The organism is Hymenobacter coccineus, assembly GCF_001816125.1.
In the GTDB taxonomy this organism is placed as follows: Bacteria; Bacteroidota; Bacteroidia; order Cytophagales; family Hymenobacteraceae; genus Hymenobacter; species Hymenobacter coccineus.
Genome location: NZ_MDZA01000288.1, coordinates 22,745 through 39,425, shown reverse-complemented (window position 1 = coordinate 39,425; position 16,681 = coordinate 22,745). Strand labels below are relative to the sequence as shown.

Here is a 16,681-nt window from a genome sequence, read left to right as displayed (position 1 = left end):
CACCTGGGGACGCCGGCCGGCTCGGCGCGGCCATCGTGCGGCACTACTTCCAGTCGGTGGAAGACGAGCCCCAGCGCCAATTGAAAACCACCCTGGTTGCCCTGGGCGACCTAGCCACCGGCGGCGACGCCGAGGGCCGCGCCCTGCGCCCCACCCTGTACGACCTGCTGGCCCAGCGCGCCATTGCCGGCCTGCAAAACCAGGAGCTGTACCTCACCCGGCCCGAGCAGCAGTTCCAAGTAACTGACCCGAAGCTGTTCGGCAGCGCCCAGGAGTTTGCCGCGCTGAAGCTGGGGGCCCCCGCCACCGACTCGCTAAACGGCCCGCTGTTGGCGCTGCGCCTGTTGCAGCGCCTCACCGCCGCCCGCCTGCCGCTGCCGCCGCCAACCCCGGGGCCCTGGCCGACGTGGACTTGCAGCGCCTCGACTACCTGCGCACCCTCACCCAAAATACCGACCTGGCCGACCAGTACGCCCCCGCCCTGGTCCGCGCCGCCGAGGCCTACAAAGCCCTGCCTCTCAGCACCGAGTTCATGGCCCGGCAGGCCGAAGCCGCCCGCGACAGCACCCCAGTGGCCGCCGTGGCCCTAGCGCGGGCCGCCGAAGCGCGGTACCCGAAGTCGCGCGGTGCAGCCCGCGCCAGGGCCCTGCGCGCCGAAATTGAGCGGCCGGAGCTAACCTTTTCCGCTGCTGAAATCGTGGTGCCCGGCCAGCCCTGGCGGCTCGATGCCACGGTCCGCAACATCACGGAGCTGCACGCCTGGGCCTACCGCATCACGCTGGCGCAGTGGTACAGCTTCAAGCAATACGATGGCCGCCTAATGGCCGAGCGCTACGCGAAGGTGCTGAGGGCGGCTCCGGCCGTGAGCTGGGCGGTGCCGGTGCCGGCGCATCCCGTTGAGTATAAGGAGCAGAAGCTGGCCACGGCCGGCGCGGCGCTGCCCATTGGCTATTACCTAGTCGTCATCGGCAACAAAGCCAGTGAGCCTACGAAGCAGCAGCCCGGCGACGTGGCCGCCTACGCCGTGGTGGGGGCCAGCGAGTTGAGCGCCCTCATCCGCCGAGACCCCGATACCGGGGCGCAGCGCCTACTGCTGCTCAATCGGCAGAGCGGCCAATTGCTGCCAAGAATTAGCACCCAGGCCACGTATCAGCACATAGCCGACCTGCAGCCCACCGACAAGTTTAGCCGTACGGTGTACCTGAAAGGGCAGCTGCTGCAAACTGACGCCAACGGGGAAGTGCCGTTGCCAATAGCAGACAAGGTGGACAGTAAGGAAAACGTTTTTACGCTGGGAAAAGAGCGGTTGGTGAAAATGTGGCGAGGGCGCGACACGCTATTGCTCCACGACGACAACAATTACTACCAGGCCGAACAGCCCAAAACGGAGAAGCCGCAGCGCCGCACGTTCCTCTTCACCGACCGCGCTATTTACCGGCCGGGCCAAACGGTGTACTTCAAGGGCATACTGATGGAAAACCAGGGCGGGAAGTCTCGCTTGCTGACCAAGGAAAAGCAAGACGTGGAGCTGGAAGACGTGAACGGCGACACCGTGCAGAAGCTGAGCTTCGTGACTAACGACTTCGGGTCGTTTAGCGGCTCGTTTGTGCTGCCAGCGGGCTTGCTGAACGGTGAGTTTAAGCTGAGTGCCGACGACGGCGAATTGGCTTTTGCCGTGGAAGATTACAAGCGCCCCACCTTTTACGTGCAGCTCGACTCGGTGCCCGGCCGCCCGCAGCTGGGCCAGCCATTGGCCGTGGCCGGCCGCGCCCGCGCCTACGCCGGGCAGGCCACCGACGGGGCCACGGTACAGTACCGCGTCACGCGCCGGGCCCTGTGGGCGCTACTCGATTATGATTATTGGGGCGGGGTGGGGGGGCGAGCCTACCGGCCGGGAAGTCCTGGAACAGGCACTACTGAAATCGCCCACGGCACCGCCACCACCAACGCAGATGGCCGCTTTAGTATCACGTTCACGCCGCCGCTGGTACTAGCCAAGCCAGGCAGATTTGGCTGGCAGCCCGGATTTTTATTTGAAGTGGCCGCCGACGTGACCGACGCGGCCGGGGAAACCCGCAGCGCCACCCGCGGCTTCCCCATCGGCCGCAATCCGCTCAGCCTGCGCCTCGTGGGGCCCGAAATGGCCGATAAGCAGCGCCTGCCCACCTTCCGGCTGCTGGGTACCAACGCCACCGGCGAGCCGCTGCCGGCCGCCGGCACGCTGCGCCTGCTGGCCATCCGCTACCGCCCCAACCCGGCCGGTGTGCCCGGTCCCGTGCCCGAAACCGCCGCGAATGAAGCCAAGCCGGAGCTAGTCAAAACCCTGGCCTTCGACACCAAAACCAGCGCGGCCCTCGACCTGAATGCCGCGCTGGGGGCCCTGCCCACCGGCCGCTACCGCCTCGAAGCCCAGGCCGCCGGCCGCGACTCGGCGCGGGCGCAGCAGGATTTTACGCTCTACGACTCGGGGGCCCCCACCGTGCCCTTCGCCACGCCCGATTGGTTTGTGGCGCTGGCCGACACCGTGGCCCCCGGCCAGTCCGCCGCTATCCTGCTGGGCAGCAGCGAAGCCGACGCCCGCATCCTACTCGAAGTGGAGCGCGGCGGCCAGCTCCTGCGCCAGGAGTGGCTGACGCTGCGCGCCGGCGAGCAACGCCGCGTAGCCGTAGCAAGCGGCCCGGCCAGCGCCCCGGGGCCCCTGTACATCCACACCACGCAGGTGCGCGCCAACCGCCTCTACCGCCACGACGCCACCGTGCAAGTGGCCGCAAAGCCGCAGCCGTTGCAACTCACTATCAGCACCTTCCGCGACAAGCTTCAGCCTGGCCAGAAAGAAACCTGGCGCATCGCCATCCACCAAGCCGGGGGCCAAGCAGCCGATGCCGAACTGCTAGCAACGCTATACGACCAAAGCCTGGACGTGTTCCGCCAACACAGTTTTGGGGGATTGGCGTTTGACAATCAGTATTACCAGCCACGGTACGGATGGCAAGGAAGTTTTGATGAAGCGAATTGGGTGGCTACTACCAGCGCGGAAAGTGCAGGCGAAACGGCGGTGGAATATCCTATGTTGAACACATGGGAAACGCTTGCTGACCGGAGTGCGCCAGGAAACGGGATTCACATCAGAATACGTGGTGTTTCCTCCCTGGCCAGAAGTGCGCCTGCGCCTGCGTCGCCAATGATGAGTAACGCAATGGCCGCTGACAAAGCTTCTTTAAATGAAGTAGTGGTAACCGGCCTAGGTGGAGGAAATCAAGGCGGCAGCGATAGTAATTCGGCTGCGGGTGTTACTTCTCAACAACGTAGCGTAAACCTCTCCGCCGTCCCCACCCGCACTGATTTCCGCGAAACGGCCTTGTGGGAGCCGGCCCTGCGCACCGATAAAAACGGCGATGTGGTGCTCGAATTCCAGATGCCGGAAGCTGTGACGCGCTGGCAGCTGCTGGCCCTGGCCCACGACCGCAACCTGCGCACCGGCCAGCTGGCCCGGCAGCTCGTCACCCAAAAGGAAATCCAGCTTACGCCCAACGCCCCGCGCTTCCTGCGCCAGGGCGACACGTTCACCTTCCCCGCCAAGTTCTCGAACCTGACCGACCACGCCACCCGCGGCACGGCCCAGCTCTTCCTGCTCGACGCCGCCACGGGCCAGGACCTCACCGCCCAACTGCTGCGGGGCCCCGCACAGCAGCCCGTGGCCGCCGGGGCCCACCAGAGCGCCGCGCTGGGCTGGGAAATCAACCTGCCCGCCGATTTTGCGTCGGTGGCTGTAACGTACCGGGTAGTGGCGGAAACGCAGTCAACAGTTGACAGTGAGCAGTTAACCGGTAAAAAGAGCAAAAAGAAAAATCGTCAGGCTCCCCTCTCCGCGGGAGAGGGGCCGCCCCAGAGGGGTCCCGTGAGGTTCTCCGACGGCGAGGAAAACACGCTGCCCGTGCTGCCCAACCGCATCCTCGTCACCGAGAGCCTACCGCTGCCTGTGGTGGGCCCCGGCACCCGCACGTTCGAGTTGAAGAAGCTGACCAGCACCGCCTCGCCCACGCGGCGCAACTACTCCCTTACGCTGGAGATGACGGCCAACCCCGCCTGGTACGCCGTGCAGAGCCTGCCCTACCTGATGGAGTACCCCTACGAGTGCTCGGAGCAGGTATTCGACCGGCTGTACGCCAACTTGTTGGCTGCGCAGATTCTTAAGTCCACCCCGCGCTTCCGCACCGTACTGGCCGAGTGGACGCGCCAATCGCAAAGCGGCACCGCCGCCCAGCGCAACCAGCTGGCCAGCAAGCTCAACCAAAACCAGGAGCTGAAAAACCTGCTGCTGCAAGAAACCCCCTGGGTGCGCGACGCTCAGGGCGAAACCGAGCGCCTGGCCCGCCTCACCACGTTGTTCGACACCGTGCGGCTGCGCACCGAAACCGCCGGGGCCCTGGCCAAGCTGCAACGCATGCAGCTGCCCGACGGCGCGTTTCCGTGGTTCGAAAAAATGCCCGACGACCGCTACCTCACTCAGCTCATCGTGGCCGGGTTCGGCAAACTGAAAAAGCTGGGGGCCCTGGACGCCAGCCACGCCGCCGCCGCCCGCCCTGTCCTGCAAGCTGCCCTGGCCTACCTCGACGCCGCCACTGCCCGCGACTACGCCGACCTACGCCGCCAAAAGGCCGTGAAGCTAGCCGATAACCACCTCGGCGATTTGCAAATCCAGGCCCTGTATGCCCGCAGCTTCTGGCCCGGCCAGCCCGTGGCCAAGGCTGCGGCGCCCGCCTACGCCTACTACCGCGGGCAGGCCGCCAAGTACTGGACCGGCCAGACGCGCTACCTGCAAGCCCAGGCGGCCCTGGCTTTGTTCCGCGAAAGCAAAGGGGCCCCGTCGGCCCAGCAAATCCTGCGCGCGCTGGCCGAAAACGCCCTGCACTCGCCCGCCCTGGGCATGTACTGGAAGGACGTGACCGGCGGCTACTACTGGCGCGAGGCCCCCACCGAAACCCAGGCCACGCTCATCGAAGCCTTCGACGAGGTAAAAAACGACCAGAAATCAGTGGACGAGATGAAGCTCTGGCTGCTCACCCAAAAGCAAGCCCACAACTGGCCCAGCACCCGCGCCACCGCCGACGCCTGCTACGCTCTGCTGCTGCGCGGCTCCGACTGGCTGGCCGCCCCGCAGCCGCTGCAAATCAGCGTGGGGGCCCAAGCCGTGCGGCCCGAGGTGGCCCAGGCCGGCACCGGTTACTTCAAAACCAGCTGGCCGGCAGCCGAAATCCAGCCTGCGCAGGGTAAGGTCACCGTGGCCAAGCCCGACGCGGGCTTGGCCTGGGGCGCGCTGTACTGGCAGTATTTTGAGGACATTGACAAGATTACGCCCGCCGCTACGCCCCTGAGCTTGGAGCGCCAGCTCTACCGCGAAACCCGCACCGCCGGGGGCCCCGTGCTGGAAAAGCTGACCGCCGCCACGCCCTTGAAAGTAGGCGACGCCTTGGTGGTTCGCCTCGTGATGCGCACCGACAGGGCCCTGGAGTATGTGCACCTCAAGGACCAGCGCGCCGCCGGCCTCGAGCCCATCGGCCAAACCAGCGGCTACCGCTACCAGAACGGGCTAGGATACTACGAAAGCCCGCGCGACGCGGCCACCAACTTTTTTTTAAGCGAAGTGCCGCGCGGTACGCACGTGTTTGAGTACCGGCTGCGGGCCAGCCAGGCCGGCGATTTCTCGGGTGGCCTGAGCCAGGTGCAATGCCTGTACGCGCCGAATTCGGGGCCAATTCGGCTGGGCAGCGCCTCACTATCGTGCGGTAGGGGAGGGGCCGCTCGGGCCCCTAAATGGGGGCAAACCGGGCGGCCGCCGGGCCAGGTGGGGCCCCGGCGGCACTTGCATCTTGCCAAGACCGGCCTTAGCTTTGCCTTTCGACCAATTGGATAATGATTATACTATGAAGTACTTGTTAGCCCTGGCGGCCCTATTCCTGACCCTGGGCACGGCCCACGCCCAAACGCCTGTAACGAAACTTCCCGGTGAAGAAAGCCTGAGCGTACGCGAGCGTGCCGAGCGCGATTTCCTGATGCCGGTGCGCCGCAAGAAGGCCGAGGCCGTCCGCGCCGCCGCCATTGATGACGCCACCGCTTCGCCTGAAAACGACGCCACCGCCACGGCCACCGCCGACGAGGCCCGGCCTGAAGAGGCCGCCACCGCCGCCCGCGAAGCCCACGCCACCCGTTCGTACGCCGCCCGCCACTCCGCCTGGCTATCGGCCCGCCGCGCCGAGGCCCGGGCCGAAGAGCGCGCCTCCGAGCGCCGCGCCTCCCGCCGTAGCAGCAGCAAGCACAGCAGCAAGGCCACCCGCAGCAAAGCCGCCAAAACGAAAACCAAGTCGAAAGCTGCCCGCGCCAAAGAAGCCCGCGCTGCCAAAAGCAGCAAAAGCCACAGTACTACCAAAACCAAAACCAAGCACAAGGCCGCTGCCAAGAAGGTGACAGCTCACAAGAAGTCGTCAGCCACCAAAAAGAAGGCCACCGCCAGCAAGAAACGCCGCCGCTAGGCCCGGTTCTTCACGACACAAAAAATCCCCGCCAGTCGCTGGCGGGGATTTTTTGTGTCGTTGAATGTAGCGCGGGCTCTGTAGTCCGCGGTGCTGCACGGTAATCGTTGAGCGGTCACCAGCAGGACGAAGCGAGAGGCGCGGACTACAAAGTCCGCGCTACAGCGCATTAGCCAGCGATGCGCACCACCAAGCCATCGGTGCGGAGGTGGAGGCGAATCTGGCAGCTCAGGCGCGAGCCCTCGTACACGTGGGGCAGGGTTTCGAGCATGTCCAGCTCGGCATCCTGGGGCTCGGGGAGGGCGGGGCCGGCCAGTACCTCCACGTGGCAGGTGGCGCACAGGGCCATGCCGCCGCAGGTGGCCTGGATGGGGTAGTCGTTGGCCTTGAGCAGCTCCATCAGGCTTAGGCCCATGTCGGTGGGGGCCTCTAGTTCGCGGCGCTGGCCGGGGGCCTCTTCCACGTAAATGCGTACGTCGTTGTCCATTTTTAGCTGTTAGCTTATAGCCATTAGCTAGTAGCCAGTAACTTGAAAAAGCTAGCAGCTAACAGCTAATGGCTAACAGCTTAAAGAGTAGGTACCCCGTTCACCGTGGTGTACTTAAGGGTGTATTTTTTGTCGGGGTAGATGTACTTAAACGCGCCCTGGCACATCAGCGCCGCCTCGTGGAAGCCGCAGAGGATGAGCTTGAGCTTGCCGGGGTAGGTGTTGATGTCGCCGATGGCAAACACGCCGGGAGTGGAGGTGCTGTAATCCAGCGTGTTCACCTGCACGGCGTCGTTCTCCAGGCCCAGGCCCCACTCGCCGATGGGCCCCAGCTTGGGCGTGAGGCCGAACAGCGGCACGAAGGCGTCGAGCGGCACAGTTTCGGCCACGCCGTCGTTGCCCGTGATGGTGACCTCCTGCAAGTGGCCGTTGCCGTGCAGGTGCGTCACGTTGCTGCTCAGCACGAGCTTGATTTTGCCGGCTTCGTGCAGCTTTTGCACTTTCTCGGCCGAGTCTGCAGCGCCGCGGAAAGTGGTGCCGCGGTGCACAAGTGTCACTTCCGAAGCCACGTTGGCCAGGAAGTTGGTCCAGTCGAGGGCCGAATCGCCGCCGCCGGCAATCACAATTTTCTTGTTGCGGAAGTGCTCGGGGTCGCGCACCATGTAGTGCACGCCCTTGCCGCCCTCGAAGCGCTCGAGGTTTTCGACGGCCGGCTTGCGGGGCTCGAACGAGCCGAGGCCCCCGGCGATGGCCACGGCCTTGCACTGAATCTCGGTGCCGTCGGTGGTGTAGAGCTGGAAGGTGCCGTCGTCGAGCTTGGCAAAGCGCTCCACCCGCTCGCCCAGCGTGAAGGTGGGGTGGAAGGGCTCGATTTGCTTCATCAGGTTGTCCACCAGGTCGCCGGCCAGTACCTCGGGGAAGCCGGGAATGTCGTAAATCGGCTTCTTGGGGTAGATTTCGGTGAGCTGGCCGCCGGGTTGGGGCAGGGCATCGACGACGTGGCAACGGAGCTTGAGCAAGCCGGCTTCAAACACGGCAAACAGGCCCACTGGGCCGGCCCCGACGATGCAGATATCGGTGGAAATTACGTTGGGCATAAACGAGCTAAGTACCTGAAACAAGCGGCCGCAAAGGTAGCCCCCGCGGCCGGGGCCGCCAATGGCCCCGTGCAAGTACAACAACCGGGGCCCCGAAATCGTTGGCTGATTTGGCGTTGGCCGCACCGGTTTGGCCTGTTATGTGCAGGAAGCGGCCGGGCCGCGCGCCGGCCCTACCTTGGGGCCGCAAACCCGCGCGGTGCCCGTTGCCTCTCCTTATAGTCCGTTTTCCGGCGCATGATTTCAGCTTCGATTCTTAGAAAATACGCCCTGCTGCTGCCGCTGAGCGGGCTGGCCGTGGCCTGTGGCTCCGGCGGCGAGCCCGTCAAAATTGCCGGGGGCAAGCCCGCCGCCGGGGCCCCCGCGGCCGCTGATAAAATAAGTCAGATCAACGTGTTGGTGGATGCTTCGGGCGGGATGCAGGGCTTCATGCACGCCAACGCGCCCGGCGAGTCCGGCAGCAACTTCCAGCAAACGGTGGCCGCGCTGCTCTCCGACGTGAACGGCCAGCACGGGGCCCCGGCGGCCTACTACTTCGTGAAGGAAGCCACCGGCGCCGACCCGCGCATCTTGGTACCCACGAGCTACGGGGCCCTCACCGGCGCCGTGAGCACCGGCATTCAAAAGCCTGCCCTGGGCACCGAGCTGCCCCTGATGCTGGCCGAGGCCCTGAAGCTGCACGCCAAACGCCCCGGCACGGTCAGCCTCATCGTGTCGGACTTTATCTACAGTCCTAAAAATTCTGGCGAAACTTGGCGCGTAAAAACCGACGTAAAGGACGCCCTGGCCACCGCCGACGCGGCGCAGCTGGCCGTGTCGGTGTTCGCCAATACGTCGGCCTACCGGGGCAACTTCTATCCCGGCAACCGCACCAAGCCGCAGGCGTTGCGCGGTGACAAGCTACCGTATTATATCTGGGTGGTGGGGGCCCCAGCGCTGGTAGGCCAGGTCGATGGCACGCTGCTGAAGCGGCTGGCCAGCCAGCCCCAGGCGCACTTCAACACCAAGTTTGCCCCGCCCTACGCGGCGCTCGACCACTTCCAAAACCAAGGCGAGTGGTACAAGGCCGAGCCCATAGCCGGCGTGCCCGCCCTGAGTTTCACCAAAAGCGTATCGCGCAAGGAGCCGGCCGAAGTCGTGTTTGGCCTCGACCTGAAAGCCGTGCCCGCCGAGTGGCAAAAGGCCGCCGCCCAGGGCCTGCGCCTCGACGCCGCCGCCACCGATGCCACGCTGCTGCGCACCTGGCCCGTGGCCCAGGAGCCGGCCGCTGCGGGCAAACCGTACTTGCAGCAGTACACGCACTTGGCTAAAATAAAGCTGGGCCAAGTGCCCGGCGCCGGGGCCCTGTTGCACCTCACGCTGCCCCGCCCGCAGCCCGCCTGGGTCGCCCAAACCTCTACCGCCAACGACAGCAACATCGCCAAACAGGGCCCCAAAACTTTCCTCCTCGCCGACGTAATGCAGGGCGTGGCCGATTACTTTGCCGGCCAGCCCAGCGCCCAGCAAGCGCTCGATTTGCCCATCCGCGTGCAGCGAGCAGACTGAATGTAGCGCGGACTTTGTAGTCCGCGGCTCTCGCTTCGTCCTGCCGATAATCGTGCAGCGACCGTGCAGAGCCGCGGACTACAAAGTCCGCGCTACAGTACCGGGGCCCCAATCTTTACTTAATCTGCCAACCCAAATCCTTCATGTTCCAACAGCTTTTTACTTCGCTCTACCAGGCTTTACTGGGCACGCCAGCTCCGTCGTCGCTCATCCCCGTGTACCAAAAAAGTATTTTCCCCGGCGTGGGCCTCAGCACGTTTTTCGCCGTGGCGCTGGGCATGGCCCTGGTGTACTACGTGGTGCTGAACCGGCTGATGACCACGGCCTTATTCAAAACCTCGCACTGGCTGCTATTCGTGCTGCTGACGGCCTTAGCGTCGGCGGTGCTGGCGTATTCGCAGGCCCATTCGGTTGTCACGGAGAGTCTCAATAGCAGCGGCGTGGCGCTGGAAGGCATCGAGCAGTCGGCTTACAACCGCTACGTGCTGGGCTTTTTGTGCGTAAACGCACTGTTCGGGGCCCTGTTTTTCGTGTTTTGGTCGTTTGTGGTGAAATCCTTCTCCACCAGCGCCCGCACCACGCCGGTGCGCTGGCCTAATTAATTCGTTCCTCTAACGTCCAACCCCTCCCCCGTCCCCTCCCCAAAAGGGAGGGGTGCCAGTACCTGACCCATTGAACGACTCGTTGAACGCACCCCTCCTTTTGGGGAGGGGCCGGGGGAGGGGTTGCCTCGCTGCACTTAATACCTTTCCTTGCTATGGCTAAACTGTTTTTATTCGGCATCGGCGGCACGGGCTCGCGCGTCATTCGCTCGCTGACGATGCTGCTGGCGGCGGGCGTCGAAATCAAGAATTGCGACACGGTGGTGCCCATCATCATTGACCCTGACGCCCGCAACGGCGACATGAACCGCACCGTGGAGCTGCTCAAAACCTACGCCCGGCTGCGCAAAAGCCTGGAGCCGGCCCCGGCGGTGGGCGACTTCTTCCACACCGACATCAAAACGCTCTCGGCCATTGCCCAGAGTGGCAGCGGCGACGTGAAGGACGCCTTCGTGTATGACTTCGGCAACATCAACGAGAGCTTCCGCGACTACCTGCACTACGACCGGATGCCGGTGGAAAGCCGCCACCTAGTGGACCTGCTCTTCACGCCCGAAAACCTGGCTAGTCCGCTCACCGTGGGCTTTAAGGGCAGCCCCAACGTAGGCTCGGTGGTGCTGAACGGGCTGATGGGCTCGGCCGAAATCCAGGCCTTTGCCAACAACTTCAACGAGCAGGACGGCGACCGGGTGTTCTTCATCAGCTCCATCTTCGGGGGCACGGGCGCGGCCGGTTTCCCGCTGCTGCTCAAGAACCTGCGCTACCCCGACCTGAGCGGCGGCCAGCGCCTGCCCAACGAAAAAGCCCTGCGCGAGGCCCCCATGGGCGGCCTCTCGGTGCTGCCCTATTTCAAGGTGAACCCCAGCGCGGAGAGTGCCATCGACTCGCGGTTTTTCATCACCAAAACCAAGGCGGCCCTCAGCTACTACGAAACCAACCTGCGGGGCCTCAACTCGTTGTACTACCTGGCCGACCCGGTTACCAAGAGCTACGACAACCAGGAGGGCGGCGCCAACCAAACCAACGGCGCCCACTTCATCGAGCTGGTGGGGGCCCTGGCGGTGTTCGATTTCATGGCCCACAGCAAGGCGGAATTGCAAGGCCAGGAGCTGTTTTTCGAGTACGGCCTGGAGAAGGACGACCGGCCGGTGCGCTTCGGCTCGCTCGACGCCGACAAGAGCATGCAGCTGCTGGGCCGGGCCCTGACGCGGTTCCAACTCTTCGCCACCTTCCTCACCCATGGCCTGCCCGGCACGATGGACGCGGTGTTTGCCAAAACGCTCCAGCTGCCCGCCGACTGGAAGCACGACGACTTCTACCGGGCCCTGCGCGAGCTGCTTGACAACCCCGCCTACGGCTTCACGCCCTGGCTGAAGGAACTGGCCACCAACGACCGCGCCTTCGCGCCGTTCCAGCTCGGCTCGGCCGACTACAACGACCTGGTGCACGGCCAGCGCGTCGAAACCGGCTTCTTTGACAAGGGCATCGTGACGAATTCGCTGCGCAAGTCGCTGGACGACAGCGCCACCAAAGTGACGCACACCACCCGGCCGGGCCAGTTCGTGGAGCTGTTCAGCAAGGTGATGCGCGAAACGGTGGACAGCAAAATCAAAGGGTTTTAGGAGGAAACCGGCCCGGGCTGCCGGCTTTTCGCTGGCTGCCCGGTAATCGCCGCCCGGGCATTCAGGGTCCCCAGCGCCGAGCCGTTGCTACCGCTTGCCCCCGTGCCTTGCGGCGATTAACGTTCTTTTCCAACCGTTTAGCAATTACCGGGCAGCCGGCGAAAAGCCGGCAGCCCGGGCCCAGATCGTAACTAGACTATTCATTATGAGCACCATCCTTCGCCTGCACCAGCAGGGCAAATCGTTGCTTCGCGGCTGGCAGCAGTCCGACCGCATCAGCGACAACCAGATTAAGACCATTGCCGACCCCGACGGCGGCTCGGCGCACGTCACGAGCACGTCCATCCCGACGCCGTTTGGGCAGCTGCACTTGCTGGCCGAGGCGTTCGAATTTGTGCGCCACGAGCCCAACGGTACCTCCGTGTACCACCACTTGGTGACGCACTGCCTGGACTTGCTGGAGCTGCTGTTCTTCAAGCAACAGTTTGCTAATTATAGCCTTACGCTACTGCCCTGGCACAAAGACGACCAGCTGAGGGCCCTGCAAAGCAACGAGGCCACCCGCCTGATGGGCCGCACGCTGGGCCTGTACCTGAACGACCCGCAGTTTGCGGGCGTCGAAACGCTGTTCCTGATTTTTGGGGAGGCGCGGGGCAGCGGGCGGCGCGAGCTGCTCGGCCTCACCTCGCCGTTCACGCTGGTATTTGCGCGGCAGGGGCTGCGGGCGCTGGACATTCAGCGGGTGAACGGCACGGGGCGCTACTTCGACCAGGCCATTGTGCCGCTGGCCAATAGGGCCCCCGAGTTCCAGAAGTTCCTGTACGGCTGGTTCGATATCAACAAAAACCTGCGCGATAAGACGTTCGCCAACAGCGTATTCAAATACTTGCAGGACACCGACCGCCAGCGCGTGAATGACGTGGCGGGCCAAAACCTCAACCCCACCGAGTTCTTGGCCGACTACGAGCCGCTGCCCTACGAGGGCGGTACGGTGCGCATCAAGGGGGCCGAGCTGTACCAGGCGCGCATTTCCCAGAAGCCGGGGACCAGCGACTGGTTCATTGCCGCCACCCGCGTGCTGGAGGGCCCCGCGCCGCTCGTGCTCAAGCCCGACCTCGACCTGACGGGCAGCAACTACTACGGCGGCACCAAGGGCGCGGCCGGCATGGGGGCCCAAATCGGCTGGGCCGACGCCGAGCCCAACCTGTCGGCCCGCGTGCTGCCCGCGCTGGGCATCACTTACCCGTACCTAACGGTGAACGACCTGCTGGAAGACTTCCTCGTGGAGCTGCCCTACGGCCTGAACCGCGACAAATTCGCGGCCGGCCGTCAGCCGGTCATCTACGCGCCGGGGGCCCGCAAGGCTTACCAATACACTGATTTTGATACCGATGCGGACTTGCAATTTCCGTTTCTGCTGCCGCTGAAAAAGCAGTTTTTCAACTTCTTTACCCCGGAGGATGTGAACCGCCTGGTGCAGTTCACGGTGGAAATGAACTACGTAACCGTGACGCTGACCGTGCCCGTGCAGCACGGCCAGCCCGTCATCTACGAACGCCATTACTACCGCAAGCTGCCCAGCGCCGTGAGCCAGCGCCCCGAAAACGGCTTCCTCGTGGAGACGCTCGTGAACCTGGGCGTGTTCCCGTTCTACAAGCACGAGCGGGCCGAAATCAACAACACCTACGAGGTGATGCTGGTGGACGACAACCCCGGCGCGACGCTGGCCGACCTGCACTTCCACGACGCGCAGGGGCCCCGGCAGTCCGAAAAGCAGGTGCGCGTGGCCCGCAACCCGTTCGGGGCGGCCAGCATCTACTACCAGCTGCGGCAGGCCCCGTTTGACTTCGTGGAACTGGAATGCCCGCTGCCCGATGCGCCGGGCACGCCCTTCCGCACGGTGCGCAACGTGGTAGTGCCCCGCTGGAAAGCCGTGACGAGCGGCCCGGCCGCCTTCACGTTCGCCGTCGATTTTGGCACCACCAACAGCCACGTGGCCCTGATGCGCGGCGCCGACACCACGCCCGAGCCCTTCCGCATCGGTACTGAAGAAGAGTTGCAGGTCGTCACGCTGAACCAGCCGCTGAAGCGCGCCAACTCGCTGCCCGAGCGCTACAGCACCAGCTTCGGCAGCCTGGCCTACGCCCGCACGGTGCAAAACCGCGAGTTCGTGCCCGCTTTCATCGGCGTGGAGGGGGCCGATTATGCCTTCCCGATTCGGACGGCGACCTGCGAAACGCCGATTTTTGCGGGCCAGATCACCCAGCTGTTTGGCAATGTTAACATCGGCTTCAACATCAACCGCGACGAGCTGAACGCCGCCGCCGGCCACTACCGCACCAACCTGAAGTGGGAAACCAGCGGGGCCGACAACGAGGCTGGCCAGCGTCGGATGCGCGCCTTTCTGCGCGAGATGCTGCTGCTCATCAAGCATAAAACGGCCCTCAACAACGGCGACGTGAGCAAGACCCAGGTGGTGTGGTTCCGGCCGCTGAGCATGAACGCCGCCGCCCAGCTGGTGTTCGAAAACGCCTGGGCCGAAGAGTACCAGTGGGTGTTTGGGGCCCGGCAGCTGCACCCGCCGCGGGTGCTGAGCGAGTCGCTGGCCCCGTACCTGGACCTGGTGAAGCAAGGGGCCATCGAGCCGCGCGACGGCGTGAACGCCGTGAACGTGGACATTGGCGGCGGCACCACCGACGTGCTGTTTGTGCGGGGCGAAAAGCCGGCGGCCATCAGCTCGTTCCGCTTCGCCGGCGACGTGCTGTGGAGCGACGGCTCGCGCCAGACCCGCGGCGGCCGCCTGAACGGCTTCCTGCGCTACCAGACGGGCTTGGTGGGCAAAATGGTGCCCGACGAAACGAACAAGGACGCCTTCCAGAAGGCCCGCAACGCCTTTGATAAGGCCGTGCAGAACCCCGATTTCTACGCCTCCGACGTGGTGAGCCTGCTGTTTGGGTTTGATGACCAGCTGCGGTTCAGCGAGAAAATCATCCTGGCCCAGCACCTGCGCGTGGTGCTGCTGCTGCACTTCGCGGCCATTGTGTACCACGTGGGGCAGGCCGCCCAGGCTCAGGGCCTCAGCCCGTTGCCGCGCCACCTCAGCTTCAGCGGCAAGGGCAGTACGTATATCAAGCTCCTCGACTTCCGGCCCGGCCAGCCCACGGCCACCAAGCTGGCGCGGCTGGTGCTGGAGTTTGCCACCGGCCAGCCCGTGCCCGCCGACTTCCGCCTCACCGTGGCCGAGCAGCCCAAGGAGGCCACCGCCAACGGCGGGGCCCGCCTCTTCGCCGCCCAGCAGGGTGAGCACCTGGCCTTGCAGGATTTGATGGAGAACATGAAGGCCACCGCCATCATCGGCGACACCTTCCCGCAGGAAGCCGATGAGGACGAAGCCGCCGTTGGGGTCCCTGCCGCCGCGCCTGCGCCGGTGCTCACCGGCCGCGCCGCCCAACCCAACCTAGCCCAGGCCCGCGACCGGCGCGACGGCGTGCTCGTCAACGCCCAGCGCCTCATCGACTTCCTGGCCAACGACCCCGACGTGGAAGAGCTGCTGCCCCGCATGAACGTGGAGTTCGACGCCGAATTCCTGAGCGAATTTTTCCGCCAGGAAATGGGCGACAGCCTCAACGCGGGCTTCAACCAGCTCGCCGCCGGCACGGCCAAGGAAACCTCGCCCATCGGCGAAACGCTGTTTTTCTTTCCCTTCCGCGACGCGCTGCCCAAGCTCACCCAACGCCTTTACGAACGCTATTATGCTGCACAAACTGCTTAATTTCGGGAAGTCGGCCGCCCGGGCGTTGGCCGTAGCCGCGCTGCTGGCGGGGCCCATCGGCGGGGCCCTGGCCCAGGGCGTTGCAAGCCCCGAGCCGGTAACCGCCACGGCGGCCAAGGAGCCGGTGGAGCAGCCCGTAATGGCCCAGCCGGTCGCCGCTCAGTCCGCGCCGAACCGCGACTGGAGCGAGTGGGCCCTGGCTTTATCCGTACTGAGCTTAATCGGAGTGGGCTTTCTGATTGTGACCCGGCCCAAGCACCGGCACCGTTCGTCGTCGAGCAGCACAGCTAGTAGCAACACCACCCGCTTGGCTGGTGCAACCGATGAGCTGACGCCCGGCCAGTTTAAGGAAGTGCAGAAGATGATTGCCCGGGCTCTGGCCGACCAAAACCGGCCAGTCCCGGGCGCAACTAGCCCCGCCGCTGCTACGCCGGCGGCTGGCACCGCAGCGAACCGCCCCAAACAAGCAATTAACGCGCCCCGTCCCAAAACGGCTTCGACGGCCCTGCCACCTGATGCCCCAGTAGGGCTCCCGGCCGCGCCCACCGCGGAGGTCGCAACGGAAACCGCTGCGCCTGAATATGTTGCCGAGGAGCCAGTGGCTGCCCCCGCCCCACCCGCGCCGGTGGGGCCCCGGCGTGCCTACGTCAGCTCGGCCCCGGTGAACGGGCGGTTCCGGCGCAACGTGTTGCAGGGCCAGCCGGCCCACAACAGCATTTATGAGCTGACTTGGGACCCGGTGCGGCCCGACGAAACCACGTTCCAGGTGAATCCCGACCCGGCTTCGCACCCGCGCCACATCAGCTCCTACGCCGACGTGCTGGAGCCGGCCTGCGAGTTCAACTTGCCACAAGGCGCAGCCTCGCGTATCGTGACGGAGGCCCCCGGCCTGCTGCGCCGCGTGGACGGTGACGACTGGGAAATTGTGCGCAAGGCGCGCATTTACTTCGCTTAATTATCGTTCCGATAACTGTCATTCCGAGCGTGGCGAAGAATCTGGATCACGCTGATATCCAGATTCTCGCT

General features: G+C 64.9%; 10 protein-coding genes. 8 read left to right on the top strand and 2 right to left on the bottom strand.

Annotation, left to right across the window (positions count from 1 at the left end; genetic code table 11):
• The 3 genes from BEN49_RS29635 to BEN49_RS15430 form a co-directional block, all read left to right on the top strand.
• A partial coding sequence (locus BEN49_RS29635) for a hypothetical protein (RefSeq protein WP_438831786.1) occupies positions 1-590 on the top strand: 590 nt, incomplete at its 5' end.
• Positions 533-5,914 (top strand): alpha-2-macroglobulin family protein, encoded by a 5,382-nt coding sequence (locus BEN49_RS15435; protein ID WP_317040463.1) that lies wholly within the window; start codon positions 533-535, stop codon positions 5,912-5,914. The genes BEN49_RS29635 and BEN49_RS15435, both read left to right, overlap by 58 nt.
• Before the next feature lie 10 nt (positions 5,915-5,924).
• A complete protein-coding gene (locus tag BEN49_RS15430; RefSeq protein ID WP_070744864.1) occupies positions 5,925-6,530 on the top strand; it encodes a hypothetical protein in 606 nt (201 codons plus the stop codon).
• Positions 6,531-6,699: 169 nt separating this feature from the next.
• Here the strand turns inward: BEN49_RS15430 and BEN49_RS15425 are convergent, their stop codons facing one another.
• Entirely contained in the window at positions 6,700-7,017 is a 318-nt protein-coding gene (locus BEN49_RS15425; protein WP_070744862.1) for a 2Fe-2S iron-sulfur cluster-binding protein, read from the bottom strand.
• An 80-nt stretch (positions 7,018-7,097) separates the two neighbouring features.
• Positions 7,098-8,114 carry an NAD(P)/FAD-dependent oxidoreductase gene (locus BEN49_RS15420; RefSeq protein WP_070744872.1) on the bottom strand — a complete coding sequence of 339 codons (1,017 nt, stop codon included), beginning with the start codon at positions 8,112-8,114 and terminating at the stop codon, positions 7,098-7,100.
• A 237-nt stretch (positions 8,115-8,351) separates the two neighbouring features.
• Between BEN49_RS15420 and BEN49_RS15415 the strand changes: the two genes are divergently transcribed.
• The 5 genes from BEN49_RS15415 to BEN49_RS15395 all read left to right on the top strand — a co-directional run bounded on the left by BEN49_RS15415 (position 8,352) and on the right by BEN49_RS15395 (position 16,610).
• Entirely contained in the window at positions 8,352-9,659 is a 1,308-nt protein-coding gene (locus BEN49_RS15415) for a hypothetical protein (RefSeq protein WP_070744860.1), read from the top strand.
• A gap of 143 nt (positions 9,660-9,802) precedes the next feature.
• Positions 9,803-10,261 carry a hypothetical protein gene (locus tag BEN49_RS15410; protein ID WP_070744858.1) on the top strand — a complete coding sequence of 153 codons (459 nt, stop codon included), beginning with the start codon at positions 9,803-9,805 and terminating at the stop codon, positions 10,259-10,261.
• Between the two features lie 155 nt (positions 10,262-10,416).
• Positions 10,417-11,883, top strand: coding sequence for a hypothetical protein (locus tag BEN49_RS15405; RefSeq protein ID WP_070744856.1), 1,467 nt, complete (start codon positions 10,417-10,419; stop codon positions 11,881-11,883).
• A gap of 205 nt (positions 11,884-12,088) precedes the next feature.
• Positions 12,089-15,655, top strand: coding sequence for a hypothetical protein (locus BEN49_RS15400; RefSeq protein ID WP_070744854.1), 3,567 nt, complete (start codon positions 12,089-12,091; stop codon positions 15,653-15,655).
• The gene (locus BEN49_RS15395; RefSeq protein ID WP_070744852.1) at positions 15,636-16,610 is read left to right on the top strand and encodes a hypothetical protein; all 975 of its coding nucleotides are present in this window, start codon (positions 15,636-15,638) and stop codon (positions 16,608-16,610) included. The genes BEN49_RS15400 and BEN49_RS15395 overlap by 20 nt, the downstream gene beginning before the upstream one ends.
• The last annotated feature ends 71 nt before the right edge of the window (positions 16,611-16,681 follow it).

What these genes read in the sequence shown, in the direction of transcription:
- BEN49_RS15435 (WP_317040463.1), top strand. Translation starts at nt 533, where the DNA reads ATGGCCCGGCAGGCCGAAGCCGCCCGCGACAGCACCCCAGTGGCCGCC.
- BEN49_RS15430 (WP_070744864.1), top strand. Translation starts at nt 5,925, where the DNA reads ATGAAGTACTTGTTAGCCCTGGCGGCCCTATTCCTGACCCTGGGCACG.
- BEN49_RS15425 (WP_070744862.1), bottom strand. Translation starts at nt 7,017, where the DNA reads ATGGACAACGACGTACGCATTTACGTGGAAGAGGCCCCCGGCCAGCGC.
- BEN49_RS15420 (WP_070744872.1), bottom strand. Translation starts at nt 8,114, where the DNA reads ATGCCCAACGTAATTTCCACCGATATCTGCATCGTCGGGGCCGGCCCA.
- BEN49_RS15415 (WP_070744860.1), top strand. Translation starts at nt 8,352, where the DNA reads ATGATTTCAGCTTCGATTCTTAGAAAATACGCCCTGCTGCTGCCGCTG.
- BEN49_RS15410 (WP_070744858.1), top strand. Translation starts at nt 9,803, where the DNA reads ATGTTCCAACAGCTTTTTACTTCGCTCTACCAGGCTTTACTGGGCACG.
- BEN49_RS15405 (WP_070744856.1), top strand. Translation starts at nt 10,417, where the DNA reads ATGGCTAAACTGTTTTTATTCGGCATCGGCGGCACGGGCTCGCGCGTC.
- BEN49_RS15400 (WP_070744854.1), top strand. Translation starts at nt 12,089, where the DNA reads ATGAGCACCATCCTTCGCCTGCACCAGCAGGGCAAATCGTTGCTTCGC.
- BEN49_RS15395 (WP_070744852.1), top strand. Translation starts at nt 15,636, where the DNA reads ATGCTGCACAAACTGCTTAATTTCGGGAAGTCGGCCGCCCGGGCGTTG.